The organism is Bacillus sp. OTU530, assembly GCF_038440375.1.
Genome location: NZ_JASATP010000012.1, coordinates 73,252 through 100,235 on the forward strand (window position 1 = coordinate 73,252; position 26,984 = coordinate 100,235).

The following is a 26,984-nucleotide window of genomic DNA, read 5'->3' on the forward strand; positions in this document are numbered from 1 at the left end:
GATTTTCATAACGTTTATGGGCACCCGCACAGTCATATAGGTTTTCAGCTACATATTGTACACAAAGTAATTACCTACTGTTTTTGGGGGATAATCGGTCCACACTCGCCTTAAAGCAATGGAGGTATGAAAATGATAAAATTTTATTCCTTTCATGGGACTGTCACCATGATTAGTGATTTTGTTATGGGGCAAAATGGCGAAGGAGAAGGTTGTTATAAATTAATTTCTGTAGAAGACGGGTCGGGAACAATAGTAAATTTCGTGGTTTCACCCACCACTTACTTTGTAGACCATGTAATGGTGGCAGTAGGAGATAGAGTAACTGGATATTATGATGGGAATGCACCTGTTCCTCTTATATACCCACCACAATATCGAGCACTTGTAATGGTGAAAGATAGCCCTTATCAGAATGTAAAAGTAGATTATTTTAATAGTCAGCTGGAGAGCAGTGATGGACAATTACGATTAAATTTATCCCCCTATACCCAAATAGTATTAACAAATGGGCAACCCTTTTCAAGAAGCCTTACGAACCGAAATCTAATTGTTATCTACGGACCTGCCACAACAAGTATTCCCGCTCAAACCACCCCCTATAGAATAGTAGTTTGGTGTTAGCGTTTATTATAGAAAATGCCTGTTACACATAACCTAATAATAGTTGCTATTATGTACACAAAGTTTTATACACTAAACCTAAGAAGCCTATTTACAGTGTGACCTAGCTCAATAATTACCAAAAAACATAGGATACATTATTCACTGCTCTATCTGGTTGTAATGATGCTTCATTACATTGTTCTCAATATATTCATTGTGAAGGAGGAATAAATATATGAGTGGATATGCTCATGGTAATAGCTTCGCTTTAATTGTTGTATTGTTTATCTTATTAATTATCGTTGGCGCAGCTTGTTGGTGTGGTCACGGATACGGATACGGTTGGTAATAAAAAACTATTAAAAAGCTCCTGTGAACGCCAGGCCCCTGTCTCAATAGCAGGAGCTTTTTGTTTGCAAAATAACAAAAATAGCCTTCTCTATAAAAATTGAAGAACTATACTTTAAAAGCAAAAACAGCCCTATTTGGAGACTGTCAGTGGTCGCTTCATAATATTTTAGCAAAACTGCCGAAAACGGCAGATTGCAATAATGCATAAAAACGAAAAGCCTATTAAAATCCATCTGTCAATATTCATACGTTTTCACCCTAAAAAGGAATTAATGTTTATATTATCTTCCTTCTTTTGAAATACATAACTTTCTGTGAAACAAGAAATTAAACATTATTTCTCATTCACATTAGTTTATTTAAAATGGAATTTCTCAGTACCTCGCCATATAATAAGTGATTCTCCCGGGTAACCTAAGGCATGAATATAAAATGAGAGGAGCTATTCAATTGACAGATTTTACGGCAAATGACTCAGCAACAATGAAATCAAAGGTACAATCTAAGGCATCATGGAGCGGAGAACATAGCATTGGAACGGGGCATATGCAGAAGAAACAGGATCAAGAGTTACATAAAGGTAATCCTGTTGTCGAAGCACAAAAACAAATGTCTTCACAACAAACAGTAGGTCTTCCGCCACAGGAGTGAAGCTACGTCTCTCAGCTTGCTGACACTGCTTTAACAGTCTCTTTTTCACCAACATAAAAAGTCGCTTGTCGATTGACAAGCGACTTTTTATGTTGGTTAATTCACAAGCTTTTGAGCTTCACGCAATTGAAACGTTCTTACCGTACGAGGCAAGAAACGACGAATTTCATCCTCGTTATAGCCGACCTGTAATCTCTTTTCATCAATAATGATTGGACGGCGTAAAATGCCTGGGTAATCACGAATAATTTTATATAAATCTTGAAGCGGTAATGATTCTACCTGAATGTTTAATTCCTGAAAAATCTTAGAACGTGTAGAAATAATCTCATCTGTTCCACTCTCTGTCATGCGAAGAATCTCTTTAATTTCTTCAATTGTGAGAGGCTCAGAAAAAATATTCCGCTCACGATATGGAATATGATTTTCCTCTAACCATAGCTTTGCTTTTCTGCAAGATGTGCAGCTTGGCGAACTATACAAAGTTACCATCATTTACTCACTCTCCCTAAGATGAGTACAGTTTTTAAATATTTTACCTAAAATCAGTATCCTGAACTGAGACTCGTTTTCAAATAACAATTACTTTAAATAAGAAACTCTATACACATTATACAATACATAGCCACAGAAATACACATGAAATTCTTTAAAAAAAACGAAAATAACTTATACAAAAACTATACAAATGAGTAGTAATATGAATTTTTTGTAATCATTTGTCACAAATACCCGTGCAGATCTGCATTTTTTAACTCATTTTCCAGAAAAGTTCCCACTGCAAAACTTGCTGGTGTTTAAATGGTGAACCGTTAGCAGTTTCCCCTTAACATTTCTTCCCTTCGCTCCTCATTTCGACTACAATAGAAGAAAGGGATTACATTCAAGCAAGGGGGAATGAAGATGATAGCATACTTCTTTGACTTAGCCATTGTAGCTGTCCTTATTATCGGTATTACAGCCATGATTGGCGTCATCACAAACGGAATTGGCGAAAAAGTATTCGGCGGCAGAAAACGTCGCGAGTTCGTTGACCAATCCGCAAAAACACAAACAGGTTGGAATGCTGTTGGAGGAAAAGGAATTTACCGAAAACGCACCTATTAGATCGTTGTAAAGCCTCTTTCATTCATTGGATAGCAATCCTATAAGGCTTCACGTGACCTGCTTTTTAAATGTTGTCACACAAAAAGGAAAAACTTACTATTATTAAAATTCTATATTTTACCAACCAATACCTTTTTATAAACGTATAAATTCTATGGGGATACGATAATATTGCTGGAAAAGGAAGCCCTCTGACTAAGGGCTTCCTTTTCTATTAGCTATGTATCTCTTGATATTTTCTATACTCCGCTTCTGAGCATAGCACCCAGTGATTGGGGCAAATCTCTCTCATACTCGGTTCTTCACTTCCATAATTATGCTGCGCCGGATCATATACAACACGTTTACGGTTGCGCTCATAGTCCGGATCTGGAAGCGGAATAGCAGATAAAAGCGATTGTGTATAAGGATGAACCGGGCTTTTATATAATTCTTCACTTTCCGCAAGTTCCACAATTTTACCGTGATACATAACCCCAATGCGATCACTAATATATTTCACCATAGACAAATCGTGAGCGATAAATAAATAGGTTAACTCCCTTTCCTTTTGTAGCTTTTTCAATAGATTGACAACTTGAGCTTGAATCGAAACATCAAGCGCCGAAATTGGCTCATCCGCAATAATAAATTCTGGTTCCACCGCTAAAGCACGGGCAATGCCAATCCGCTGTCGTTGACCGCCTGAGAATTCATGCGGATAGCGGTTCGCATGCTCACGGTTCAATCCTACCGTTTCTAGCAGCTCATATACGCGCTTCATACGATCTTCCCTCGATGTTGCTAGACCGTGAATATCAATGCCTTCTGCGATAATATCAGCTACTGTCATCCGCGGATTCAAGGATGCGTACGGGTCCTGGAAAATCATCTGCATCCTGCGGTTAAACCGTTTCAGGTCCGCTCTTGATTTCTTGCCATGCACATTCTCGCCTTTAAACAAAACCTCACCTTCTGTTGCGTCATATAAACGGATGATGGTTCGACCCGTAGTAGATTTACCAGAACCAGATTCTCCTACAAGTCCAAATGTTTCACCTTTATAAATATGAAACGTAACATCATCGATTGCCTTTATAACAGCGCCGTTCGTTTTAAAATATTGCTTGACGTTTTTTACTTCAATTATCTTTTCACGCTTATTATCCATTTCGGTTACCTGCTTTCATCTGACGAATACGGTTTTGAATCATCTCCGGAGCTTCTATTTTGGGAGCATTCGGATGAAGCAGCCATGTTGCGGCATAATGCGTATTACTCACCTGAAACATAGGGGGCTCTATTTCGAAGTCAATTTTCATTGCATACGGATTACGCGCCGCAAATGCGTCACCCTTTGGCGGTTTAATCAAGTCCGGAGGCGTTCCTGGAATCGCATATAACTCCTCATCAGTACCATCTGGACTAGGCATCGATGCAAGCAATCCCCAGGTATAAGGATGCTTCGGATCGTAGAAGATTTCATCAACAGTGCCTACCTCTACAATCTTTCCTGCGTACATAACAGCCACACGATCTGCTACATTCGCTACAACACCAAGATCGTGAGTGATAAAAATAATTCCAGCATCTGTTTTTTTCTGGATATCCTTCATTAGCTCTAAAATTTGAGCTTGAATTGTTACATCAAGCGCTGTCGTCGGTTCATCCGCAATTAACAGTCTAGGATTACACGCAAGCGCCATCGCGATGACAACACGCTGTCTCATCCCTCCAGAAAACTGATGCGGGTATTGATTCACACGTACATCCGGATCGGGGATTCCTACAAGAGCAAGCAACTCCTTCGCTCTTGCATGAGCGTCCCCCTTATTCATCTTTTGATGCTTGCGTAAGCCTTCCATAATCTGATTGCCTACTGTCATCGTCGGGTTTAAGGATGTCATCGGATCCTGAAAGATCATTGCAACCTCTTTTCCGCGAATGCCTTGCATGTCCTGCTCAGCCAGCTTTGTTAAATCACGGCCATCAAATAAAATCGCTCCATTTTTAATACGCCCTGGAGGATTAGGAATTAACCCCATTAAAGCCTTGGAGGTAACAGATTTACCAGATCCCGACTCCCCTACAATCGCTAAGGTTTCTCCCTTTTCCAATTCGAAGTTGACTCCGCGAACCGCATGAACCTCGCCCCCATGCGTATCGAAGGAGACATATAAATCCTTTACTTCAAGTAATTTTCCCATTATATTTTCTCCTTTCTTTTCAGAAAAGCATATATTGGTTTGTTTTCTTAGGAAATTGGGCCGTGTCCGCTTTTCTTGCACTGCAAGAAAGTCTAACTTTTCGGGGGATGTCTAGCTCCCAAGGTCCAAAATGGCAGACTCCGGGCTGAACCTCCGCAAAAGGCAAAAAGCGCCTTTTACTCCGGCCCACCCCTACGCTTTTCTTAATTACTTACGCATTTTTGGATCTAGTGCTTCGCGCAACCCATCTGCCAATAGATTAAAGCTTAAAATAAGCAAACTAATTATAACTGCCGGAATAAACATCGTATGCGGATACGTTTGGATGGACTTATATCCGTCGCTTACAAGAGAGCCCAAGGATGCAAGAGGCGGACGAATTCCAAGACCAATGAAGCTAAGAAATGCCTCTGTAAAAATTGCGCTCGGAATTGTAAACATCGCCATAACGATAATGGAGCCCATTACATTAGGAATCAAGTGTCTCGCAATTAACTTGCCGTTTGTTGCACCTAATGTACGGGATGCTAGTACATATTCTTGATTCTTCAGCTTGAGCACTTGACCGCGTACAATACGGGACATGTTAATCCATCCCGTTACAACCATGGCAAGTGTTAATGGAACAATGCCGGAACCTAAAATAATCACGAACAAAATCACAATGATTAAATACGGAATTCCGTTTAATACTTCGACGAAACGCTGCATGATCGTATCAACTCTGCCGCCATAGAAGCCAGAAATCCCGCCATATGTTACACCAATCAGCATATCGATGACTGCCGCTAATAACCCAATGTAAAGGGAAACACGTGTCCCCTCCCATGTTCTCGTCCAAAGATCACGACCAAGGTCATCTGTACCGAACCAAAAGTCCTCTTTTATGCTGCGCTTTTTATACTGGTCTACTTCGTTAAAGTCCTTACCGTCAAACCAAGGGATAAACTTCAATACTTCGATTCTGGGAGGAAGCTTCGCGCGTCCCAAGTCTTGATCCTTATATGAATACTTGCTCATCGCAGGTCCAAACACTGCAAAAAAGACAACAATAGCGATGATAATCAATCCAAAAATAGCACCTCTATTTTTTATTAAACCACGTCTTGCATCCTGCCAAAATGTTAAGCTGGGACGAGCAATACTTTCATTATCAATCACGCTTCTGTCCGCGGGCTGAAACAAGTCCAGAGACAGGTTTTTTATATCCATCAGTGCTCCCCTCCCGCCAAACGGATACGCGGATCAATTACCCCATACAATAGATCCACAATAAAAATAACAAAAACAAACAATATACTATAAAAGATCGTTGTCCCCATAATAACTGTATAATCATTCAATACAATCGAATTCACAAACTGCTCCCCTAATCCAGGAACTGCAAAAATCTTTTCGATTACAAGCGTACCTGTCATCAAGTTCACCATCATGGGTCCTAAAATCGTAATAACCGGTATTAGAGCGTTGCGCAGCGCATGCTTTACCACAATCGCCAACTGACTAATCCCCTTAGCCTTTGCGGTTAAAATATAATCCGAATTCATAACCTCTATTAACTCTGTGCGCGTAAAACGGGCTACATTCGCTGTTACAAACACAGAAAGAGCAATCGTCGGTAAAATTGTAAATTCAAAGCCCTTCCAAAACGCAACTGGAAGCCAACCGAGCTTAACCCCAATATAATATTGCAATAGTGCAGCGAATACGAATGAGGGAACAGAAATTCCTAGTACGGAAATAACGGTTGCGCCGTAGTCAACACTCGTACTGCTGCGCAGCGCAGCCAAAATACCGAGCAGCAAACCCATTAATGTACCGAGCACTAAAGCTTGCAATCCTAGCTGTGCGGATGGAATAATTCGAGCACCGATCAAATCTGTTACCGGTCGATTATCATATTTAAAAGATATACCTAAATCGCCTTGCATTAGATTCGTCATATAACGCACATATTGCACCGGTACAGGTTCATTGAGTCCATATTTTTCTAAGATGATTTCCTGCTGCTGCTTAGACAGCTTTTCCTGATTCTGGAGCGGAGAACCCGGCAGCAGCTTCATTAAGAAAAACGTAAAGGTTGTAATTAAAAACAAAGTAATGAGCATGTAAACGAAACGTTGAAATATATAACGTCCCACACCAGCACCTCCATATCTTTACGAAATTCCTTGCCTTAAAGAAAATCTTGTTATTTTCTAGTATTTCTCTATTCAATGCAGAACAAACAATACACAAAAATATTCACTAATCTTCGTATGGGAAGAGTTACTATTTGTACAATATAATAGTATGAATATTTTTTAGAATGCTCGGAGGGAACACTTTTGAACCGAATGATAGCTTCGACAAGTGTTATAATAGGAGTGTCTGTTGGCATTTCATGTATAGTCGCGTTGCTTCAACACCAACACTCCTTTTTATTGCCTTTTGTAAACAGCCTGTTTTATATCGCCCTTCCCTTCAGCGTCATCGGGGGATTTCTTTTCCTGCTTGAACGCGGATGGTTTAACATTACAAGATACGCGTTCCGTAAAATGTTTTGGATTGCGCATGCAAAGGAAGCAGCTCTTTTAGAGGAAGAACACCCCAGAGCAGATCGAGAGCTTTTATACCGAACCTATTCCTTTCGTCTCACATACCCTTTCCTTATTACAGGTTTGATTCTTGCCGTTTTATCTATAGGAATTAGCTTTGCTGTATTAGTGTAGCTTGCATCGTATTGGATATTTGCTATAATAAATAGAGAATCTTATAGTCTTGCGATGAGAAAGAAGAGTACATATTGAGGTCATTTCAGAGAGCTTGTGGTTGGTGCGAACAAGTAATGATGCGGTATGGAATGGGCTTTTGAGCACCGAACCGAACTTGAAGTAGGCTTCGGCGTTTCGTCCGGCGTTACCGGATTTAAGTGATTTTGCGTTTGCAAAATAATTAGGGTGGCACCACGGTCCATTCGTCCCTATGTTTGTTAGGGACGAATGGGCCTTTTTTGCACTGTAGGAAAATATAAATTTCCCGCTGGAAGTGAATTCAACGTAGTCGGAAATTTTCGGAATACAGTATAAGGCAACTACACCTCTGTCTTCGCCCAAGGGCGGGGCTCGCTAGTCGGTGAGTTTTCTTTACAGTGTAAGAAAATATAAATTCCCGGCTGGAAGTTCATTCGACGTAGTGGGGAATTGCAGGAATACAGTATAAGGGCAACTACGCCTCTGCCTTCGCCCGGGAAGCAGGGCTTGCCAATCAGCGAGTTTTCTTTATTTCCTAATTAAAAAGGCAGAATCGGCTGCTTACTGATAGAGAGGAAATTCCCCAAAGTAAGCAAGCCAAGCTAGACAATGCCCTGAAACTTATACTTTCTTAAATTCAAATGAAATTTAGGACATAGGGAGGAATTGCAACATGTCAGTTATTTTTTCAGGTATTCAACCAAGCGGCACGATTACAATCGGCAATTACTTAGGCGCTATGAAGCAATTTGTGGAGCTGCAAAATGAACATGATTGTTATTTTTGTATTGTCAATCAACACGCGATTACGGTTCCACAGGATTCGGTAGAGCTTCGCAAAAACATCCGCAGTCTTGCTGCTTTATATGTAGCATGTGGAATTGATCCAGAGAAATCTACATTATTTGTGCAATCAGAGGTACCAGCGCACGGGCAGCTTGGCTGGATTATGCAGTGTATCGCCTATATTGGTGAATTGGAGCGTATGACACAGTTTAAAGATAAATCAAAGGGCAAGGATGCTGTCTCAGCTGGTCTGCTTACTTACCCACCGTTAATGGCAGCTGATATTCTGCTATACAATACAGAAATCGTACCTGTCGGCGATGACCAAAAACAGCATATTGAGCTAACTCGTGATTTAGCAGAGCGCTTTAATAACCGTTACCGTGAAGTATTTACCATCCCAGAAATTCGCATTCCAAAGGTTGGCGCCCGCGTCATGTCTTTAACAGAACCGACGAAGAAAATGAGTAAATCTGATCCAAATCAAAAATCAATGGTGAGTCTTCTTGATGACCCGAAGGCCATCGAGAAAAAGATTAAAAGCGCTGTTACTGATTCTGAAGGTATCGTAAAATACGATAAAGAACAAAAACCAGGCATTTCCAACCTGCTTACTATTTATTCCTCGTTCTCCGGCAAAACAATTGAGGAGCTGGAGGCGCAATACGCAGGAAAAGGCTACGGCGATTTTAAAGGTGACTTAGCGCAAGTTGTCGTGGATGCTATAAAACCAATCCAAGAGCGCTATCATGAGCTGATTGGTTCTCCTGAGCTTGACGAAATTTTAGATCGCGGCGCTGAGAAAGCAAACAAGGTTGCCATGAAGCAGCTTCGAAAAGTGGAAAACGCGATGGGCTTAAGCCGTAAAAGACGATAGTAAGAAAACAATACGAAGAAAACTAAATAACAAAAAAAGGCACAGTCATTTCTGACGTGCCTTTTCTTACATTGTAAAAAAGTATAACTTTTCGGGGTGATGTGTAGCTCCCAAGGTCCACAATGGCAGGCTCCGGGCTGAACCTCCGCAAAAGGCTTGCCTTGTTCGCTTTTCTTACATACGTATATCGCGCTTGCTTTCTTCTCTGTTTAAATTCCGTTCAAACGGGAACCAATTTGCCTTGCCAAACAACTTCACCATAACCGGCACGAAGAACGGCAGAAAGACAAATACATACAGCAGCAAGCCTGAAAGCACAATTGTCGCGATTTGCATTAAGGATAATACACCCGACGGATACAGAGCCGCAAACGTACCTCCCAAAATAATAACCGCGGAGAAGATAACCGGTCCCATGTTGCGCATCGCAAGTAGAATCGCTTCATTTACCGAAGTTCCTTTATACTCGTTGAAGCGGTCCATAAGGAAAATGCTATAATCTACACCAAGAGCCATCAGAAGCACGAAGCCAAAGAATGGCATTGTCCAGTTAATGCCGTCATAGCCAAGAATGTTCACGAAGATAACCTCGTTAATCGCCAGGGAGCTGAAGAAGCAAAGCGCGAGCGATACGATGAGGTACAATGGCATTACGATAGAGCGAAGCAATACAATCAGAATAAGTGTGATACCAATCAGCATGTAAATAACTGTTTGCTTGTAGTCACTGTTGGATGCAGCCAACATATCAGCAGCGCTGGCTGATACACCGGAAACCCCAACTTCTGCATCCTTTAAATCCGTATCTGCCAGCGTACGCTTTACCACCGCTTGGATATCCTTTGTTGCGTTCTGTGCTTCAGCTGAATACGGGTTGTATTTTAATACCACATCAAACTTTGCGACTTCTTTATCCTTGGATAAGTAATTATCGAAAACCTGCTGAAGGTCTCCACTTTCGAGCGCTTCGCTTGGAATATAGAAACCCGCCATTTCTTTATCAGGCGCTTGCGCTAAGCCGCCTAGGTAGCTTTGTGCAGAATGTAATCCGTTTGAAATCTGTCCTAGTCCATCTGTACTTTGACCGAGGCCGCTTTGAAGAAGGGCAAGCTTTTCATTGACTGACGCAAAGCCATCTTTGAGCTGACTCTGTCCATTTTCCAGTTGCGCGAGACCGCTCGAGGCCTCCGGCAATTTTCCAATGACTTTGTTTTGGGCGTTCACTAACTCTGCATTTCCGCTCTCAAGCTTTGCTGCTCCTTCTTCAAGCTTTTGCAAAGCCTGTGCAAGCTGCTCTTGTTGAGCAATTGCAGATGAAATTATTCGTTCACTATCGTTTACTTGGGCAACAATAGTGTTGATCTCTTCGTTCAACTGCTTCACCACATCTTTGATTCCAACAGCTGAACCCAACACTTGTTTCTTTAAATCTTGATATGTCGGGTCCTTCCCTAAATCCTCATAATTTTGTTCGAGGGCTGCAAACATTACCTGCAATTGCTCTACATTCAAATTAATTGCGGCTTGATCTAACATCTCATAAATTTCATTGTATGTACTTCCTAATTGCCGAAGGGCCTTCGCCAGCTTTTGAAACTCTTCAACTTGCTGCTTCGTCTCTGATTGGGACTTTTCTACCTGCTGACGCAGCAGTGCAAGATTGTGCTTTATTTCACTTACTCCTATAGAGCCTTTGCGCATCCCATTCTCTATTTGGCTTAATGCGGTTTGAATCTGTCCTACACCATTTTGCAATTGCCTTGTCCCGCTAATAAGCTGATTTACACCTCCTGCCGCAGAATTCAACTGTGGTGTCGATGCTGCAAGAGAGCTTTTTGCTTCCACCAAACCATCTTTAATTTGATTTAAGCTCTCTGTTCCTTTCCCGATCCCATCATTCAACGTTTTCGCCTGATCCGCCACGTAGAAATTTTCCACTGGATCGCCAAGCGGACGTGTGGCACTTTGGACTTTTTCCACAGAAGAAAGTTTCATGATCTCGCGGCTAACTTTTTCAATTGTCGTCAATGCTTCTTCTGAATCAAGCTTTTCCTTGCCCTCGACAATGACTTGTACAGGCATGACTTTGCCGGGTCCGAAGCTATCTGCAATCGTGTTGAAACCTTTTACAGAGCCATACCCTTCTCCGATTTCATTCAATGAGTTAAAAGAAAGCCTTCCATCATAGCTGACCACTAAAGGCACAACAACAACTATAACAAGCAATAAGGCGTGGAGCGGCTTACGGATCGAAAAATTCCCAAATGCCCCCCATATTTTACTTTCACTATGGCCGCTTGCGGATTTTACTGGCCAGAATAAGCGCGGTCCCAATGTATACATAAATGATGGAACAATTGTCACGAGCGCAACGAGCAGGACAACAATACCAATTGCAACGCCTGTTGCAGATTGATATAAAGAAAATTTTGATAGTGCGATAGATACAAAGCCAATTAAAACAGCCAATGCGCTGAATAAAACGGTTCTTCCGGCAGTTTGATACGTTTTAATGATTGCCTCAGTCACTGTTTCATGCTTCGGCAGCTCCTCCTTAAAACGGCTGAGCAACAAAATACAGTAATCCGTTCCAATTCCAAACAGGGTTGCTACCATGAATATTTGCGTAAAAGTGGAAATCGGGAAATTGAACCAATTTACTAAATATGCCACAATGGCCGCACTTGCTACATAAGATACGCCTACTGTCAAAAGAGGAATAAGCGGTGTCACAATCGAACGAAATACAAGCACTAGCACGAACAAGATAAATATTATCGTAATAATCTCTGCTTTATGTAAGCTATTTTGGGAGCTAACCATAACATCCTCTTCGATAAAGTGTCCTCCTGTGAAATAGTGATCAATCTTGGGGTTTCCGACGGCCTTTTCTAGGTCATCACGAATTTCAGCAATGCTGCGCCCTTTTCGATCTATCTCTATCGAGGTAATAATCGTTTTCTTATCTTTAGAAACGAGCTGCTGGCGAACCTGTTCCCCATCTCGATATGTAGTTATTTTGGCGATACCAAGCTGTTTTTGTTTATTTTGTAATGCATTCAATACTGTATCGACTTCTTTCTCCTTACTTGCGCCGATCCCCTTTTTATCATGAAAAATGAGCACTGCCGAAACTGTATCAGCACCCTCTGCATGATGACGGTCTAAAATCTCATTTGCGATCATGGAGGAATACTTATTCGGGATAGTAATGTTTCCTTTATCGCGGACAAGCTGTTCCATATCTGGCACAAACATCAGGAGAACCGTTAATAACACAGTCCATAAAGCAAGAAACACCCAGCGCATTTTCAATAAAGCCTGCATAGTGTTATTTCCCTTCTCTCGAGTTAATAATTATCCAAAGTTTCTCGTAGTTGCACTTATACTATATTCTTAAAGTTTCTGACTACGTCGAATTCGCTTCTAGCTGGAAATTGATACTTTCTTACAGTAAAATCAAGCTTCCAATTCCTCTAAGTAGAAACGTACGAACCGGCACGCATTTTTCTATCCGTTGCCAATATCGGTTCCTCCTTCTCTGTCGTTCACAATAGGGTAACGTACCGATCCCACAGGCCGACCGTACGAGTTACATATCCTTTTGCGACGAGGCAGTCAACCATTACAGTCTTTACACTGTGATTTACATTATTCCATTCTGACAACAGACTAGAATCACAAAAAATATTATTTCTTAATATAAGGAATTTGAGAAATTGTTTCGAAGTGATGTCTACCTTAAGCTGTTCAGATAGAAGGACCCTTTATTTTGCAAGTTGCGAAAATGAAAATTACTTCATATCGTCGTATTAAGCGCTCAAGTTTTCTCATCCATGGAGTCTGCTCCTTTTTATTGAAGTACAAGATAATTCAATAGTTAAATTAGGCAGCAGTTAAAGTATAAAGATAATTGGTATTTTTTTCAACAAAAAATACCAATTATCTTTGAATTGCACCTCAATTTTGTAGCCAATGGGGGCATAAAGAATTTCTTTGGCCTATTAAAGAATGAGTTACTGTACCTTAGAGGATTTGAAAGCGTGGAGCATTTCAGATAAGAATTGGAGAACTACATTCACTATTACAATCGCAAACAAATTAAGAAAAAATTAAAGGGCATAAGTCCAATATTGAACCGGACTCATACCCAGAAAGCTGCCTAACATTCATGTCTAACTTTTGGAGGCAGTTCGCTTTTTATTTCTTCTTTTTTAGTTCTTGCATAGATTTAATCAAGGCATCGCGTTCACCCGCATCAGATAGCTCTTCGGAAAATTCTTGGTCCTCACGGCGCTTTGCTGCGAACTTGATTTGTCCGGCAGCCGCATTATTATTTGGTGCCGCTTGCTTATTCCAATCTCCCATATTGTCTCACCTCTTTTCCTTTTTCTTAGTATGGGACAACAGAGTAAAACCATTCCTGCTCCATAAGAAAAGCGGGCCTTAGGAGCTAGACACCACCCCGAAAAGTTACACTTTCTTACCTTGCAAAGAAAGAAAACTCACTGATTGGCGAGCCCTGTCTTTGGGCGAAGACAGAGGCGTAGCCCTACTTATACTGTATTCCTAAAATTTCCGACTACGTCGAATTGATTTCCAGCTGGAAATTTATACTTTCCTACAGTAATATAAAAATCCTCCGAAACATATTAGGTTTGTTTCGGAGGATTTTTATTTTTGCTTTTCTAGTTGACTTTCGGCTCTTTTTCCATTTCCCATAGCTTTTCGAAAAATGGTTGTCCTTTTACAAGGCGCGCGCAAAGCTGTTCATGCTTCTCGCTCCAGCCGCGCTGCGCTTCTTCAAACAGACGTCCCCATACTTCTTCAAAGGACATATGCTGCACATCTTGATACGCTGTTGGCTCCCATTCTGTATACCAATAACGAATTTCTGCTGGGTTTCTTGTTGCATATAGCTGATCTAATGCCATAAATAACAATTGCTTTAATTGTCTCTCTTTTCGAGTCAGTCCGCTCATCATATACGGTGACGGAGACAAAATGTGGTGCTCTTTCTTTACGGTCGCTGAATTGAAGGAATAGGATTCCGTTTGTGCATTCGCAATCATGTCATATACCATTTGTTCTTGTCGAGGAATAAGTCTGCTTTTGCGGATTGGTATATTGTAACCGATTGTATCTACCGCGAGAATGCAGTTGCCGTCAGAAACAACGAAGCAATAGTCTAGCTGCGTGCGCTCGTGATTTTTTCGAATATACGCTTTCTGATGTACGTCTTCTAACAGTTTGGACGGAAGCTCGAGTAGTTCATTTTCGATGTAATGATACAAGGCGGAATCTACCTTCAATAAAGGAACCTGATCCAACAATTCGATCGTGTCGTCTTTGCGCCACTCATAGAAAGGACAAACATTATAGCCGTTTTCTTCACCCTCAAACCAATTTACCCATACATCATGCAGATATAACATTTCTTACCCCTCACTTCACAACTGTTTGTTGATACCATTATGGTCATGAGAACAAGAATTTATTCCAGTTTAGGAAAGATATTCAATACATAGTTTATAAATTCTGCATTTCTTTTCTGTTTCATTCTAAGCTTGTTTCTTTTCGTTACTCATCTTATGACAAAAAATGCTAAATACCACAAGGAAGGAAGCGTTTTCTTGCCTGTTCTGCTGATAATATGTCTAGTTTACGTGTATCAATGTCGTTCTAGCAACAAACTATCATGTGTTCTACACGCACAAAAACGCCTCTATGTTCTAGAGACGTTCATATTGAAAAGGAACGAGCCTCCTGCAAAATTTCTTTTGCGTCCATCGTTAGCAGCTGCTTTGTTGTTAATTTTTTGTGTGCAATACAATCTTGCACAAGATGGAAGCCAACTGCATAACCAAGCATGTCTGGGTATAGCCTCAGCCCGTTCAACAGCTCTTCATGCTCGGCCGTTCCTCGATAGACAGTTATTTTGTCGTTGACATACCTATGCCAAAACTGGACTGCCTCCTGTTTCGTATAATACCGTGTCCATGGTGCATGATAGGCCTTGGAATAGCGCTCAGCCACAGCTGCTTCTGCTAAACCTTCTAGTATCATTGTATCTAAGAGCGTGTAATCCTCTTCTTTTTTTTGGATGGTAGCCAACCTGCATATATGATGATATTCATGCGTTAATACCGCTTGTAACTCTTCTATCGTATTGTGCGGCGAAACAAATAGAAATAAGCATTTTCGAAGAGCAAGACCACTTTTTCCATCGTACTCTCGTTGTACACGCCTGTTATACACATCCGATGGAAAAATAAAGATAGGAATATCCGGGCCGTTTAGCCAATGGCGCAGCTGCTCCAGCTCTTTCTCAATTTCTCCCCACACATTTTGCTGCTGAAGCTTTTCAACATCCTCCTTGCCGCCGCGCATAGGACGATACATGCCGCGTGAAACAAGATAACGATATATATAGCGCGGCGGCAATGGTATATATTCCTTTAAATTTTTACATATTTCCTCCGGCTCTTCATAATGCGCAAGCAGCCATAGGTCTGTCGCAATCACTCCCATAACATGCACCCTTTTTCACCTATATTATGAAAAAGCATGAGGGGAGTTTCCTCACAGAGGCGTTGATTTTCCCTCTATTGAATGCTACGGTTACATAGTAGATACATATAATGACTAAGCAAGAGGTGATACAAATGGGAGCATGTAATCTTGATCATTCATTGGAGGATGTACGTAATAAGCTTGAAAGTCAGCAAAGCTTTTTACCTGCACTTTTATTTGCGGATGTACAGCGCTTTTTACAAGACGAGCAGCCACAGGCCGTATTAAATGAGCTATTTCATCTTTTGAAAAAGTACGATCTAGTATCAAGGGAAGAACAAGAAGAGCGAAACGAAGGCTTGCAGCGCTTGATTAAGCTGTAAAAAACACGCAGAGGATAACCTCTGCGTGTTTTTTGTCCAGCTCCATGGAGCTTTCTCACCTTTTAAAAATAAAGTATAAGTGTAACTACGCCTCTGTCTTCGCCCAAGAGCAGGGCTTGCCAGCCGGCTAGTTTTCTTTACGCTTCATACTTTTTGAAAACAAGTGCTGCGTTATGACCGCCAAACCCTAAGGAGTTGCTTAGGACCGTGCGTACTTCTTGCTTACGTGCTGTATTTGGCACATAGTCAAGGTCGCAATCTGGATCTGGCGTTTCGTAGTTAATCGTTGGCGGAATAATGCCGTCCGTAATCGTACGCACTGAGAAGATTGCCTCCACAGCTCCAGCTGCGCCAAGCAAATGCCCCGTCATCGATTTTGTAGAGCTCACTGCTACTTTGTATGCATGGTTACCGAACACTTCTTTAATTGCCATTGTTTCATACTTTTCATTTGCTTCTGTGCTCGTTCCATGCGCATTAATATAGTCCACATCATCTGGCTGAATGCCCGCATCTGATAATGCTTGGCGCATTGCCCGAACACTGCCTTCTCCGCCAGGCGCTGGAAGCGTAATATGGAACGCATCGCCAGCTGCACCGTAGCCAACAATTTCGGCATAAATTCTCGCACCGCGCTGCAAAGCGTGCTCTAAGCTTTCTAAAATTAAAATTCCGGCACCCTCGCCCATGACAAAACCACTGCGATTTTTATCAAATGGACGACAAGCTGTAGCCGGATTCTCATCAAATGACAATGCTTTTGCCGAGCTAAAGCCTGCAAAGGAAATGCTTGTAAGAGGGGCTTCTGTTCCTCCTGTAATCATTGCATCTGCGTCACCGCGCTGAATCACCTTAAAGGCATCGCCAATCGAGTTTGCACCGGAGGCACAAGCTGTGACAGAGCAGGAGTTGATTCCTTTTGCCCCTGTTGCAATCGATACTTGTCCAGCTGCCATATCGGGAATCATCATAGGAACAAAAAACGGACTTACGCGACGAGGTCCTTTCTCCAACAATGTTCTATACTGATCTTCGTATGTTTCCATTCCGCCAATACCCGATCCAACCCAGACACCAATACGCGGCGCATTCTCGTCATTAATCGTTAAATTTGCATCCTCTACAGCCATTTTTGCAGCTACTACTGCATATTGCGTAAAACGATCCATTCTGCGAGCATCTTTTTTATCAATGTGCTGCTCTACCTCAAAATCCTTGAGTTCCGCTGCCACCTTTGCCGGAAACAAATCGGGATCTAAGCGTGTAAGACGACCGATTCCCGAGACGCCGTTTATTACATTTGTCCATGCAGTTTCAACATCATTTCCTACTGGCGTTATAGCGCCTAATCCTGTAATTACAACACGCTTTTTTTCCATTGCTATGACACTCCTTCTTCGTAATTATCTGCCCCAACGAAGCGCTACCGCACCCCACGTTAAACCGCCGCCAAATCCAACTAGCACAATGAGATCGTCGTCTTTAATGCGTCCATTCGTGCGCTCCTCCACAAGGGCAAGCGGAATAGATGATGATGATGTATTGCCAAATTTTCGAATCGTTGTGCTCATTTTCTCCTCCGGCAGATTTAAACGCTGACGAGATGATTCCATAATACGAATATTTGCCTGATGCGGAACGAGAAAATTAACATCTTCCTTCGTTAGTCCCGCTTTTTCAAGCACGCGCAGGCTTGAATCTCCCATTTGACGCACAGCAAATTTAAAGACTTCTCTGCCATTCATCGTAATATGTTCGCCTTGGTACAGGTGCATTCCTCCACTGCCATCTGCCCCTAGTTCAAACGATAGAACACCTCTTCCTTCCGAAACAGGACCCATAATCGCTGCTCCTGCTCCATCCCCAAATAACACAGCTGTATTTCGGTCATTCCAATCGACAATCTTTGAAAGCTTTTCGCTTCCGATTATAAGTACATATTTATAAGCGCCAGTTTGGATAAATTGCTGTGCCGTAATCATTCCGTACATAAAGCCAGCGCAGGCTGCACTAATATCCATTGCTGCTGCATGCTTTGCTCCAATTTGGTCTTGTACCATGCAAGCAACAGAAGGAAATGCATAATCCGGAGTAACCGTTGCTACTAAAATCAAATCTAATTGTTCCGCAGCAATTCCCGCATCCTCTAATGCTTGCTTCGCAGCTTCTGCTGCCATATGCGATGTATCTACATCATCAGAAGCAATACGTCGCTCTTCAATGCCAGTTCGTGTGCGGATCCACTCATCGGACGTATCCATCATTTGTTCCAAATCATAGTTTGTTACAATTCGTTCTGGAACATAGCTGCCGATTCCTAAAATTCCTGCATTCATGCTAATCCCCCACTTTATATCAATTATTAAGACTTGGTACTAATTTTAATGTATGATGATTTGTTTGTCCACTATGAGGAGATAGAAAAAAGCCGGTATCTCACCGACTTTATTCTCCCTTTTCCGCTAGGGCCTCTTGTCTGCCAAGCTCATACGCATCATTCATAACCTTCATGAGCAACTCAAGCACAGGCTGAGCTTTTGCCAAATCAAGTTCTACCCCGCTTGACTCAAGCATTCCCTTAGCTTCCGGCAAATATTGCATCGCCATTTGTAAAAATTGCATATTACGTCCTTGATCCATGTTCTTTCTTCCTTTCAGCCTCAAACTTATCCCTTTCACCCTTTCAGAAAGTGTCAATTTCCAGCTAGAAGCTAACTCGACGCAGCAGGAAATTTTAGGGATAAAATGTAAATGTAACTACGCTTCTGTTTTTGCCTAACAGCTTGCCAATCAGCGAGTTTTCTCTATTATATCGGTAAAAAGGAAGAAAATTCAATAGATGTGCTATTTCATATCCTTATATAACTGTTTATACTTATTTACATGCAAAATCTGCTGCTCGAGTCCTTCCTGCAAAGAACAACTTGGACGGTACAAATAGCGTGTTCCTATTTTCAATTGCGATTTACTTTCTACTGTCCCGATGTTTCCATTGCCACAAAGAAGCTCAATCCCCTTTTTCCACTGTCCAGCTTCTTCACTTTCAATATAGTACGTTCCAGAAATACGCTCGGCGCCAAAACGATATAAGCATTGGGCTACATCCTCTACATAAACAGCATCATTACTATTTTCCTGCACTTCAACATTTGCTTCCTTCGATATAATCAATTGATGGTAGATCATAAAAGACGGCTGCCACGGACCATATACAGTCGGGACACGCAAAACAGCGAAGGATGGTGCAAGCTTCTCCAGCTTCTTTTCCAATGTATAAAACCATGCACCATTTGCTGTTCCAGATGATTTCTCTATATCTGCTGAAGCAACGGAAGCGTTTAGGGATGATAACATCACAAGTTGTTTCTCATGCTTTCTACAGAAGGAAATTGCTTCATCTAATGTACGCTGTACAAGGGATTGCTCAGGAAATTCTATCATCTGGTTTGGCTCACATAAGCAGAAATAAACAATATCCGGTGCCTGCTCACACGCCTCCCTCCAAGTTTCGCCACTTTCGATAGAATCGTATGAAAAATTCGCATGTCTGCCAATCAGCAGCAGTTTTTCTTCATTCAGTGGTGATAGCTCAAGCAAGCTTTCAATATCAAGAGCAATCACCTCCGTCCCCTCCAAAAGCAGCTTTTGTACGAGATGATATCCGACAAACGACAGTGCTCCTACTACAACTGCCCTCTTCATCTTCTTACCTCCTTTATCAAAGGCTGGCCAAGTAATGGGTATTCTTTACACTGTAAAAAAGTATAAATTTCCAGCTAGAAGTTCATTCGACGTAGTCGGAAATTTTAGGAATACAGTATAAGGGCAACTACGCCTTTGTCTTCGCCCAAGGGCATGGCTCGCCAATCGGCGAGTTTTCTTTATAAATCTGCTTCATGCGTATGAAATGCTTGAAGGATTGGACGAACGACTTTATACTTGGCATCCTGTACATGAAACGAAAGTGAGATGGGGGATCCAGATTGAAATTGAAGCTGCTCATATTCCCGCACAATTATCTTTCGCTCCTTCCGCTCACTCGTTGGAACAAACATTCTTATCGGTATATGCGAGGAAAAGCCCCGGAATGTTTTGGAGCGAATCATCGCTGGTAAATCCTCCTCACTCACCTCATATGCTGCCATGAGCTCGCGCAGCAGTCGTTTATAAAAAAACTTATGCTCACGCTCCAACTCCAAATGTCTCGGTAAGTCGAGACAAGGGTGCAGCATCACAGCCGAACGGATAGATTCCGGCATTGTGGCCATCATGTCAAGCGCAACAAGAGCGCCCATTCCTTCTGCTATAATATGAATTCTTTCATTCAAAATTTCCTTTTTCATCACAACATGATATAAGCGCTTTGCCAGTCGCACTGCTTTGTCATTCCCCCAATGTCGACCGTACAAGTTGGAAGTAAACACGGTGTACCCCTCGTTGCGCAACTCCTCCAAGAGATGCGCCTTCCCAACATGCTGCATCCATAAACTTGTACCACTCTCAACAAAGTGATTATAATCCCCCAGTATAAGCACTCCAAATCCATTCGGCTTTTCCGGAAGATGAATGACGCACGGCTCTTGTTCTAGAAAAAAGAAACGCTCCCTGATCTCCATTGTTCTCCCGCCTTAAAATGCCATTGTAAATGTTTCTTTTTTATAATGTATGTGTGCAGGGAGAATTTGCCTTGCAAAAGGTGTAAAAATATTTTCTATTTTCTATATCAATTTGTGTTAGAATAAGAATTGATTGAATGAAGAACGAATAGGAGTGTGAAAGGAATGCGTTTACTTTGGACGTTTATTTGGTCGTTCCTGCTTATGCAAATGATGAGCTACATAATCAGCTCTATGACAGGCAGTACATATGACTCAGGACAAGCAACTATCATGTCTGTTGTCGTGACTGTTTTGATTTTTATCATTTCCGCAATTCTTCCAAATGAGCCTGCTGGACAGCATCATTGATGTAGGAAAAGGGAACTCGATCTGTCGAGTCACCTTTTCTTCTAAACAGACAGCAAAGCCTGTCCAGATGTATTTCGATACATCTGGACAGGCTTTTTTACGAGGTAAGAAAGTATAACTTTTTATGGGGACACTGCCCGCTTCGGGAGCAGAGCAGACCGTGTTCGTTTTTCTTATATAGTCTTTAATACAAGCTCTCCCGATTGTTCGTCAACGATAACCGTACTATGATCTTGAATGTGACCTGCAATGAGTTCTCTTGCCAGTTTGGTTTCAATTTGACGTTGCATATAGCGCTTCAGCGGCCGCGCCCCATACAATGGATCAAAGCCCGCTGCTGCGATAAACGCCTTCGCGCCTTCTGTTAGCTGCAGTTCAATATCACGATCTGAAAGCCTTCTTTGCAATTCCACGCTCATTTTATCAACAATTTTTGTCATTTCCCTCGTGGTGAGCGGCTTAAATAAAATGACTTCATCAATGCGGTTGACAAACTCTGGCCTAAAGTGATTGCGAAGCAGGCTCATCACCCGTTCTCTCGTCTCCTCACCGATTGCCCCTTCTTCCTGCACATCCTCAAGCAGAATATGCGAGCCGATATTCGACGTCATAATAATAACCGTATTTTTAAAATCCACCGTTCGTCCTTGTGAATCTGTAATGCGCCCATCATCGAGTACCTGCAGAAGCACGTTAAATACTTCAGGATGTGCCTTTTCAATTTCATCAAGTAAAATGACAGAATATGGCTTGCGACGCACCGCCTCTGTTAGCTGTCCGCCTTCCTCGTAACCAACATACCCAGGAGGTGCTCCAATTAAACGAGAAACAGCATGTTTTTCCATATACTCAGACATGTCGATACGGATGATCTGCTCTTCGCTATCAAATAACGCTTGTGCAAGCGTCTTTGCGAGCTCTGTTTTTCCAACGCCTGTCGGTCCGAGAAACAAGAATGAACCAATCGGTCGGTTTGGATCTTGGATGCCGGCTCGAGCACGCAGCACCGCATCAGAAACAAGCTGCACTGCTTCCTCTTGTCCGATAACACGCTCTGCCAAAATATCTGTCAGACGAAGCAATTTTTCTCGTTCCCCTTCCACAAGTTTTGTAACCGGGATTCCTGTCCAACGCGAGACAATCGCTGCGATTTCTTCTTCTGTCACTTCCTCGCGCAGCAAGCGATTTTCCTGTTTGTTTTCCTTCTCCTCTGCTTCCTTTAAGGTGCGCTCGAGCGCTGGAATACGACCGTGCCGAAGCTCCGCAGCCTTATTTAAATCATAGCTTCCTTCCGCCTCCTCAAGCTCATGACGCAACCGTTCTAGCTGCTCACGCAGGCTGCGAACACGCTGAATTTCATCCTTTTCCTGCTGCCACTGCGCACGCATCACAGTTGTTTGCTCCTTTAAATCAGCAAGCTCACGACGCAAAGTTTCCAAACGCTCCTTGCTTCGTTCATCTGTTTCTTTTAGCAGCGCAGCCTCTTCAATTTCAAGCTGCATCATGCGCCGCATAACTTCATCTAGCTCCGTTGGCAGCGAATCAATTTCCGTTCGAATGGTTGCACATGCTTCGTCCACCAAATCAATTGCTTTATCTGGCAAAAAACGATCGGAAATATAACGATCAGATAGTACAGCCGCGGCAACAAGAGCACGATCGTGAATATTCACACCATGATGAATTTCAAACCGCTCCTTTAAACCGCGCAAAATCGAAACGGTATCCGTGACAGTCGGCTCTTCGACAAGCACCTGTTGAAAACGGCGCTCGAGTGCTGGATCCTTCTCAATATATTTTCGATATTCATCAAGCGTTGTTGCACCGATGCAATGTAACTCGCCTCGCGCTAACATCGGCTTTAGCATATTACCCGCATCCATCGCCCCCTCTGCCTTACCCGCTCCAACAATCGTATGCAGTTCATCAATAAACAACAAAATGCGTCCTTCGCTTTTCTTAACCTCATTTAATACCGCCTGCAGACGCTCCTCGAATTCACCGCGAAACTTTGCACCTGCTACAAGAGCGCTCATATCAAGCGCAAAAACAATTTTATCCTTTAGTCCTTCTGGTACATCCTTACGCACAATACGCTGCGCTAGTCCTTCGGCTATTGCTGTTTTTCCGACTCCCGGCTCTCCAATTAAAACTGGATTATTTTTCGTTTTGCGTGATAAGATGCGGATCACACGGCGAATTTCACTATCTCGTCCAATCACCGGATCCATTTTACCAAGACGCGCCTGTGCCACAAGATCTCGACCGTATTTTTCCAATGCTTCATATGTCGCTTCCGGATTTTGACTTGTCACGCGTTGATTCCCCCTTATATCCATCAATGTACGCAGCAATCGTTCCCGTTTTAATTGAAATCTTGTGAAAAGCTGTCCAATTGCTGTCGATTCCTTTTCATCGCTCATCACAAGCAAAATATGCTCTACAGACATATAATCGTCTCGCAGCCGCTTTACTTCCTCCTCCGCACGTACAAACAACCGCTGAAGCCCTTGTGTAATATATACCTTTCCAGCCTCTGCTCCGCTTCCTGTCACACGAGGTTTTCGTTCTAAGAGCTGCTGCACTTCTTGTTGAAACTGTTCTATAGAAACACCAAGCTTTTGCATAACCCTTGCCGTTAAACCATCCTCCTGCTCCAGCAATGCTGCGAGTACGTGAACGATATCTACTTCCTGATGAGAACGTTCAACTGCAATAGATTGTGCCCGCAGCACAGCTTCCTGCATTTTTTGCGTCATTTTATTCAAATCCATTTCTATCCCCTCACTTCTTTGACTTATTTTGACCTTTATTTTTATTATAGGAAAAATTCATGATTTTATAAAGTAAAAGCAAATGACTTAAACAGAGTTATGTATAATCCCCAAAAAACCATCTCCCGCAATGGAAGATGGTTTTTTGGTAAAATGTTAGCGTGTTTTAGGCGCGTATGTCCATTGACGGTCATCATTTGTATTTTCAGGAAAACGATCTCCAGCTTTCAGCTTGATCTGTTTCGGATCCTGAATGCCGCTGCCGTTGCCTGTTTCCCCGATTTCAATATAAACTCCGTTATTTGGCGCCTTTTGTCCTGCTCGAAAACGGTGACTTTGACCCATGATGCACTACTCCTTTCAAAAGAAAAAGTCATTACATCATTATTGTGCCCGAAGATAAGAGTTTCTTTCTGTTATGTTTAGGAATTGAACTCTCCCGCCTCTTAGGTCTGCTTTCCGAAAAAGACTTTCATACAATAATGATTTAGAGCATACATTTGATAAAAGAAACTCGCCAATTGACGAACGGTTAGGCGAAGTTGCACGCATACTTTTCCTAAAACATAAAAAACTGACCCTATCCGGTCAGTAAACAAAGGAGAGTTAACAATTTATACGGGAAGATTACAATGTCATTATACAAGCTTTTCTCTCCTATTGTAGCCCCTTTCACAACCTTTACACAATTCCCAAAAATTCCTAGATCATCTTGACGTATGGAAATAGTAGACAGAAAAAGAGAAAAAGGATTAAAATGGAAGAACACAACTACTCCTAAAAAGGTGAGCCTATGCGAAATCAACATTTAATTGCAATCGATTTAGATGGTACGTTATTAAACGATGACAAAAAAATTTCTGAGCGTAATAAAGCCACTCTCCAAAAAGCACGGGAGCACGGCCATCTTGTCGTCATTTCCACAGGCCGTCCGTATCGGGCAAGCAATCTGTATTATCAGGAACTAAATCTCGATACTCCAATCATCAACTTTAACGGTGCCTACGTCCATCATCCACTAAATCCCTCATGGGGCACATATCACTCACCTCTTGAGCTCTCAACAGCCCAGGAAATCATACAAGCATGTGCAGCATTTGGTGTAAAAAATATGTATGCCGAGGTTATAGACGATGTATATACACACTACCTCGATGAAGGCGTGCAGCATATTTTCCAGTTCGGCTCCCCAAAGATATATACGGGAGACTTGCTTCATATTTTAACAAAAGATCCAACGTGCTTGCTAATTGATGCGAATGAACAAGAGGTGGAAAACATTCAGAAGCATTTAACAGATGTTCACGCAGAAGTCATTGATCATCGCAAGTGGGCAGCACCCTGGCATATTATCGAAATTGTTCGAAGCGGCCTCAATAAAGCAATTGGCTTAAAGAGAGTAGCCGACTACTACTGCATTGGGGCGGAGCATATTATTGCCTTTGGTGATGAAGACAATGACTTTGAAATGATTGAATTTGCCGGAAACGGCGTGGCAATGGGCAATGCGATTCCAGAGCTGAAGTCGTTATCAAATCACGTGACGTTAACAAATGAAGAGGATGGTATCGCTGTCTTTTTGGAGGAATATTTAGGCTTGTAAGTCGTTTCCATTCATAGCCCGAAGCGCAATGTACATACTATAAAGGACACAGCACGTGTCACAGCTTTTCTGCTAATTCAAAAGGGGGAATAGACGATGGGTAAGCGCAATAAGTCCAAACGTTTTATTCAGCAAGGTTCAGATACGGTTTCTAAACATGATGAACAATTCCCTTATCGGTCTACATTAGCCGAAGCAGAGGCTCGAAAAGAGCGGGCTAACTCGACTCTCGGAGGTGTATAACAATGGGCAATCTGTTGTTTCAGCAAGCGAGAGAAGCAGTATCCCTTGCCTTAAACACAACTGGCAGCGGACAGCATGAAATGGTGGAAAAAGCAAAAAATGCTTTAACCTCCGCTTATACGCACTCTTCCACTGCCGAAAAGGCACAACTGCGCGAGATGCAGGAGCAGTTGCAAAATATGTCCTAAATGTAACGGGAGAACCCGATTTCGGGTTCTCCTTTCTTTTTTTCTTCTTTCTTGCATCACGCAAAATGAATCAGATTCGTTTTGCTCTTAATGGAATTCCAGTGGTAGGTGGGGAAGGTTCATTCCTTGCGAAACAAACCTAGTACACTTTCCGTATGAACAACATTTGCAAACGCCTTTGGATCAACCTCATTGATGATACGCTCAATCGCATACAACTCATAACGTGTAATCACAATCATCAGCATCTCTTTTTGCTCATTTGTAAATGCCCCTGTCGCCGGCAGCGTTGTAATGCCTCGTACAAGACAAGATTGAATAGCCTTGCGCAATGCGGCACCGTTTTTCGTTACAATAAACACAGTCAGCTTCACGTGGCGTGTATGAATCATATCAATTACACGCGATGACGCATATAACCCTACAAGAGTATACAGCGCCTTCTCCCACCCATACACTGCGCCTGCCGTTAGAATAATAAGCGAGTTCAACGTGAAAAAGTATGTTCCAAGCGGCCGCTCCTTCACACGCGACAGAATCATGACAATAATATCCATCCCGCCGGTCGAAGCTCCCCACTTCAGGGTAAGTCCAGAACCAATCGCAAGAATCACACCGCCGAACACAGCATTTAGCATAATATCATGAGACAGTGTGAGAACAGGGACCATTTCTAAAAACAATGTCATAAAGGCAATACTAACAAAGCTAAACAGTGTAAATGATTTCCCGATTTTTCGCCAGCCCAATATAACAATCGGAATGTTGAACACAATATACAGCATACCTGTTGAAAGGACAATGGGTGTAAATTTGCTTACTATACCAGAGAGAAGCTGTGCTACTCCGACAAAGCCGCTTGCATATACATTCGCCGGGATTAAAAATAAATTCATCCCAATTGCATTTAACAGTGCACCAAATATAATCACAAACGTTTTCTTACCTATTTCAATGGAACTCATCTTGAGTTTCACATGTATGCTCCTTCCTGCTTGTTCCTTGTACATAGTCTTA

28 protein-coding genes, 1 pseudogene and 1 other annotated feature are annotated in these 26,984 nt (G+C 42.1%); of the genes and pseudogenes, 12 read left to right on the plus strand and 17 right to left on the minus strand.

Translation table 11 applies throughout. The features are described 5' to 3' along the window. The first annotated feature begins 132 nt into the window (after positions 1-132). The 3 genes from AAHB12_RS11385 to AAHB12_RS11395 all read left to right on the plus strand — a co-directional run bounded on the left by AAHB12_RS11385 (position 133) and on the right by AAHB12_RS11395 (position 1,608). The gene (locus AAHB12_RS11385) at positions 133-624 is read left to right on the plus strand and encodes a hypothetical protein (RefSeq protein WP_129729067.1); all 492 of its coding nucleotides are present in this window, start codon (positions 133-135) and stop codon (positions 622-624) included. Between the two features lie 217 nt (positions 625-841). After that, positions 842-955 carry a YjcZ family sporulation protein gene (locus AAHB12_RS11390; RefSeq protein ID WP_342045398.1) on the plus strand — a complete coding sequence of 38 codons (114 nt, stop codon included), beginning with the start codon at positions 842-844 and terminating at the stop codon, positions 953-955. Positions 956-1,407: 452 nt separating this feature from the next. Beyond that, entirely contained in the window at positions 1,408-1,608 is a 201-nt protein-coding gene (locus tag AAHB12_RS11395; protein ID WP_129729069.1) for a hypothetical protein, read from the plus strand. A gap of 96 nt (positions 1,609-1,704) precedes the next feature. Here the strand turns inward: AAHB12_RS11395 and spxA are convergent, their stop codons facing one another. Beyond that, positions 1,705-2,100: a transcriptional regulator SpxA gene (gene spxA / locus AAHB12_RS11400; RefSeq protein WP_129729102.1), complete on the minus strand. Its 396-nt coding sequence runs from the start codon at positions 2,098-2,100 to the stop codon at positions 1,705-1,707. A gap of 411 nt (positions 2,101-2,511) precedes the next feature. Here spxA and AAHB12_RS11405 point away from each other — a divergent pair, with 411 nt between their 5' ends. After that, positions 2,512-2,715 (plus strand): hypothetical protein, encoded by a 204-nt coding sequence (locus AAHB12_RS11405; protein ID WP_129729070.1) that lies wholly within the window; start codon positions 2,512-2,514, stop codon positions 2,713-2,715. A gap of 214 nt (positions 2,716-2,929) precedes the next feature. Here AAHB12_RS11405 and AAHB12_RS11410 read toward each other — a convergent pair whose 3' ends face one another. The 4 genes from AAHB12_RS11410 to opp3b form a co-directional block, all read right to left on the minus strand. Then, positions 2,930-3,865, minus strand: coding sequence for an ABC transporter ATP-binding protein (locus AAHB12_RS11410; protein ID WP_129729071.1), 936 nt, complete (start codon positions 3,863-3,865; stop codon positions 2,930-2,932). After that, positions 3,858-4,901 (minus strand): ABC transporter ATP-binding protein, encoded by a 1,044-nt coding sequence (locus AAHB12_RS11415; protein ID WP_342045399.1) that lies wholly within the window; start codon positions 4,899-4,901, stop codon positions 3,858-3,860. The genes AAHB12_RS11410 and AAHB12_RS11415 overlap by 8 nt, the downstream gene beginning before the upstream one ends. Before the next feature lie 207 nt (positions 4,902-5,108). Then, positions 5,109-6,113, minus strand: coding sequence for an oligopeptide ABC transporter permease (opp3C, locus tag AAHB12_RS11420; RefSeq protein ID WP_129729073.1), 1,005 nt, complete (start codon positions 6,111-6,113; stop codon positions 5,109-5,111). After that, positions 6,113-7,042, minus strand: coding sequence for an oligopeptide ABC transporter permease (gene opp3b / locus AAHB12_RS11425; RefSeq protein ID WP_129729074.1), 930 nt, complete (start codon positions 7,040-7,042; stop codon positions 6,113-6,115). Before opp3b ends, opp3C begins: the two co-directional genes overlap by 1 nt. A 195-nt stretch (positions 7,043-7,237) precedes the next feature. On the opposite strand from opp3b, the gene AAHB12_RS11430 reads away from it, so the two are divergent. Further along, complete coding sequence (locus tag AAHB12_RS11430) at positions 7,238-7,612, plus strand: DUF3899 domain-containing protein (RefSeq protein WP_129729103.1); 375 nt, start codon at positions 7,238-7,240, stop codon at positions 7,610-7,612. Positions 7,613-7,657: 45 nt separating this feature from the next. Further along, positions 7,658-7,868 (plus strand) — a binding site (T-box leader). 438 nt (positions 7,869-8,306) lie between these two features. After that, the gene (trpS, locus tag AAHB12_RS11435) at positions 8,307-9,296 is read left to right on the plus strand and encodes a tryptophan--tRNA ligase (RefSeq protein WP_129729075.1); all 990 of its coding nucleotides are present in this window, start codon (positions 8,307-8,309) and stop codon (positions 9,294-9,296) included. A gap of 174 nt (positions 9,297-9,470) precedes the next feature. Here trpS and AAHB12_RS11440 read toward each other — a convergent pair whose 3' ends face one another. Beyond that, a complete protein-coding gene (locus AAHB12_RS11440; RefSeq protein ID WP_342045400.1) occupies positions 9,471-12,623 on the minus strand; it encodes an MMPL family transporter in 3,153 nt (1,050 codons plus the stop codon). 635 nt (positions 12,624-13,258) lie between these two features. Here AAHB12_RS11440 and AAHB12_RS11445 point away from each other — a divergent pair. Beyond that, a pseudogene (locus AAHB12_RS11445) lies at positions 13,259-13,462 on the plus strand (IS3 family transposase); the annotation flags it as partial. 34 nt (positions 13,463-13,496) lie between these two features. Here the strand turns inward: AAHB12_RS11445 and AAHB12_RS11450 are convergent. The 3 genes from AAHB12_RS11450 to AAHB12_RS11460 all read right to left on the minus strand — a co-directional run bounded on the left by AAHB12_RS11450 (position 13,497) and on the right by AAHB12_RS11460 (position 15,827). After that, a complete protein-coding gene (locus AAHB12_RS11450; protein WP_165350833.1) occupies positions 13,497-13,664 on the minus strand; it encodes a hypothetical protein in 168 nt (55 codons plus the stop codon). 320 nt (positions 13,665-13,984) lie between these two features. After that, the gene (locus AAHB12_RS11455) at positions 13,985-14,731 is read right to left on the minus strand and encodes a YjbA family protein (RefSeq protein WP_129729077.1); all 747 of its coding nucleotides are present in this window, start codon (positions 14,729-14,731) and stop codon (positions 13,985-13,987) included. 307 nt (positions 14,732-15,038) lie between these two features. After that, positions 15,039-15,827, minus strand: a complete 789-nt coding sequence (locus AAHB12_RS11460; protein ID WP_129729078.1) for a DUF2268 domain-containing protein — start codon at positions 15,825-15,827, stop codon at positions 15,039-15,041. A gap of 134 nt (positions 15,828-15,961) precedes the next feature. On the opposite strand from AAHB12_RS11460, the gene AAHB12_RS11465 reads away from it, so the two are divergent. Beyond that, positions 15,962-16,192, plus strand: a complete 231-nt coding sequence (locus AAHB12_RS11465; protein WP_129729079.1) for a group-specific protein — start codon at positions 15,962-15,964, stop codon at positions 16,190-16,192. A 137-nt stretch (positions 16,193-16,329) separates the two neighbouring features. Here AAHB12_RS11465 and fabF read toward each other — a convergent pair whose 3' ends face one another. The 5 genes from fabF to AAHB12_RS11490 form a co-directional block, all read right to left on the minus strand. Continuing rightward, positions 16,330-17,571, minus strand: coding sequence for a beta-ketoacyl-ACP synthase II (fabF, locus tag AAHB12_RS11470; RefSeq protein ID WP_342045401.1), 1,242 nt, complete (start codon positions 17,569-17,571; stop codon positions 16,330-16,332). 24 nt (positions 17,572-17,595) lie between these two features. Further along, positions 17,596-18,528 (minus strand): beta-ketoacyl-ACP synthase III, encoded by a 933-nt coding sequence (locus AAHB12_RS11475; RefSeq protein ID WP_129729081.1) that lies wholly within the window; start codon positions 18,526-18,528, stop codon positions 17,596-17,598. A gap of 109 nt (positions 18,529-18,637) precedes the next feature. Further along, a complete protein-coding gene (locus AAHB12_RS11480) occupies positions 18,638-18,832 on the minus strand; it encodes a ComZ family protein (protein WP_129729082.1) in 195 nt (64 codons plus the stop codon). 204 nt (positions 18,833-19,036) lie between these two features. Continuing rightward, positions 19,037-19,894, minus strand: coding sequence for an NAD-dependent epimerase/dehydratase family protein (locus AAHB12_RS11485; RefSeq protein WP_129729083.1), 858 nt, complete (start codon positions 19,892-19,894; stop codon positions 19,037-19,039). A gap of 179 nt (positions 19,895-20,073) precedes the next feature. Further along, positions 20,074-20,808, minus strand: coding sequence for an alpha/beta hydrolase (locus AAHB12_RS11490; RefSeq protein WP_342045402.1), 735 nt, complete (start codon positions 20,806-20,808; stop codon positions 20,074-20,076). 165 nt (positions 20,809-20,973) lie between these two features. Between AAHB12_RS11490 and AAHB12_RS11495 the strand changes: the two genes are divergently transcribed. After that, positions 20,974-21,159: a YjzD family protein gene (locus AAHB12_RS11495; RefSeq protein WP_129729085.1), complete on the plus strand. Its 186-nt coding sequence runs from the start codon at positions 20,974-20,976 to the stop codon at positions 21,157-21,159. 173 nt (positions 21,160-21,332) lie between these two features. Here the strand turns inward: AAHB12_RS11495 and clpB are convergent, their stop codons facing one another. Both clpB and AAHB12_RS11505 read right to left on the minus strand, forming a co-directional pair. Then, a complete protein-coding gene (gene clpB, locus AAHB12_RS11500) occupies positions 21,333-23,933 on the minus strand; it encodes an ATP-dependent chaperone ClpB (RefSeq protein WP_342045403.1) in 2,601 nt (866 codons plus the stop codon). A 156-nt stretch (positions 23,934-24,089) separates the two neighbouring features. Beyond that, complete coding sequence (locus AAHB12_RS11505; protein WP_129729087.1) at positions 24,090-24,278, minus strand: YjzC family protein; 189 nt, start codon at positions 24,276-24,278, stop codon at positions 24,090-24,092. A 448-nt stretch (positions 24,279-24,726) separates the two neighbouring features. On the opposite strand from AAHB12_RS11505, the gene AAHB12_RS11510 reads away from it, so the two are divergent. From AAHB12_RS11510 to AAHB12_RS11520, 3 genes are all read left to right on the plus strand, one after another. After that, the gene (locus tag AAHB12_RS11510; RefSeq protein ID WP_342045404.1) at positions 24,727-25,536 is read left to right on the plus strand and encodes a Cof-type HAD-IIB family hydrolase; all 810 of its coding nucleotides are present in this window, start codon (positions 24,727-24,729) and stop codon (positions 25,534-25,536) included. A gap of 96 nt (positions 25,537-25,632) precedes the next feature. Next, positions 25,633-25,779: a competence protein gene (locus AAHB12_RS11515; protein WP_129729089.1), complete on the plus strand. Its 147-nt coding sequence runs from the start codon at positions 25,633-25,635 to the stop codon at positions 25,777-25,779. Positions 25,780-25,781: 2 nt separating this feature from the next. Beyond that, positions 25,782-25,967 (plus strand): DUF3813 domain-containing protein, encoded by a 186-nt coding sequence (locus AAHB12_RS11520; RefSeq protein WP_129729090.1) that lies wholly within the window; start codon positions 25,782-25,784, stop codon positions 25,965-25,967. 119 nt (positions 25,968-26,086) lie between these two features. On the opposite strand, the gene AAHB12_RS11525 is transcribed toward AAHB12_RS11520, so the two are convergent. Further along, positions 26,087-26,977 (minus strand): YitT family protein, encoded by an 891-nt coding sequence (locus AAHB12_RS11525; RefSeq protein ID WP_246040286.1) that lies wholly within the window; start codon positions 26,975-26,977, stop codon positions 26,087-26,089. Between the last annotated feature and the right edge of the window lie 7 nt (positions 26,978-26,984).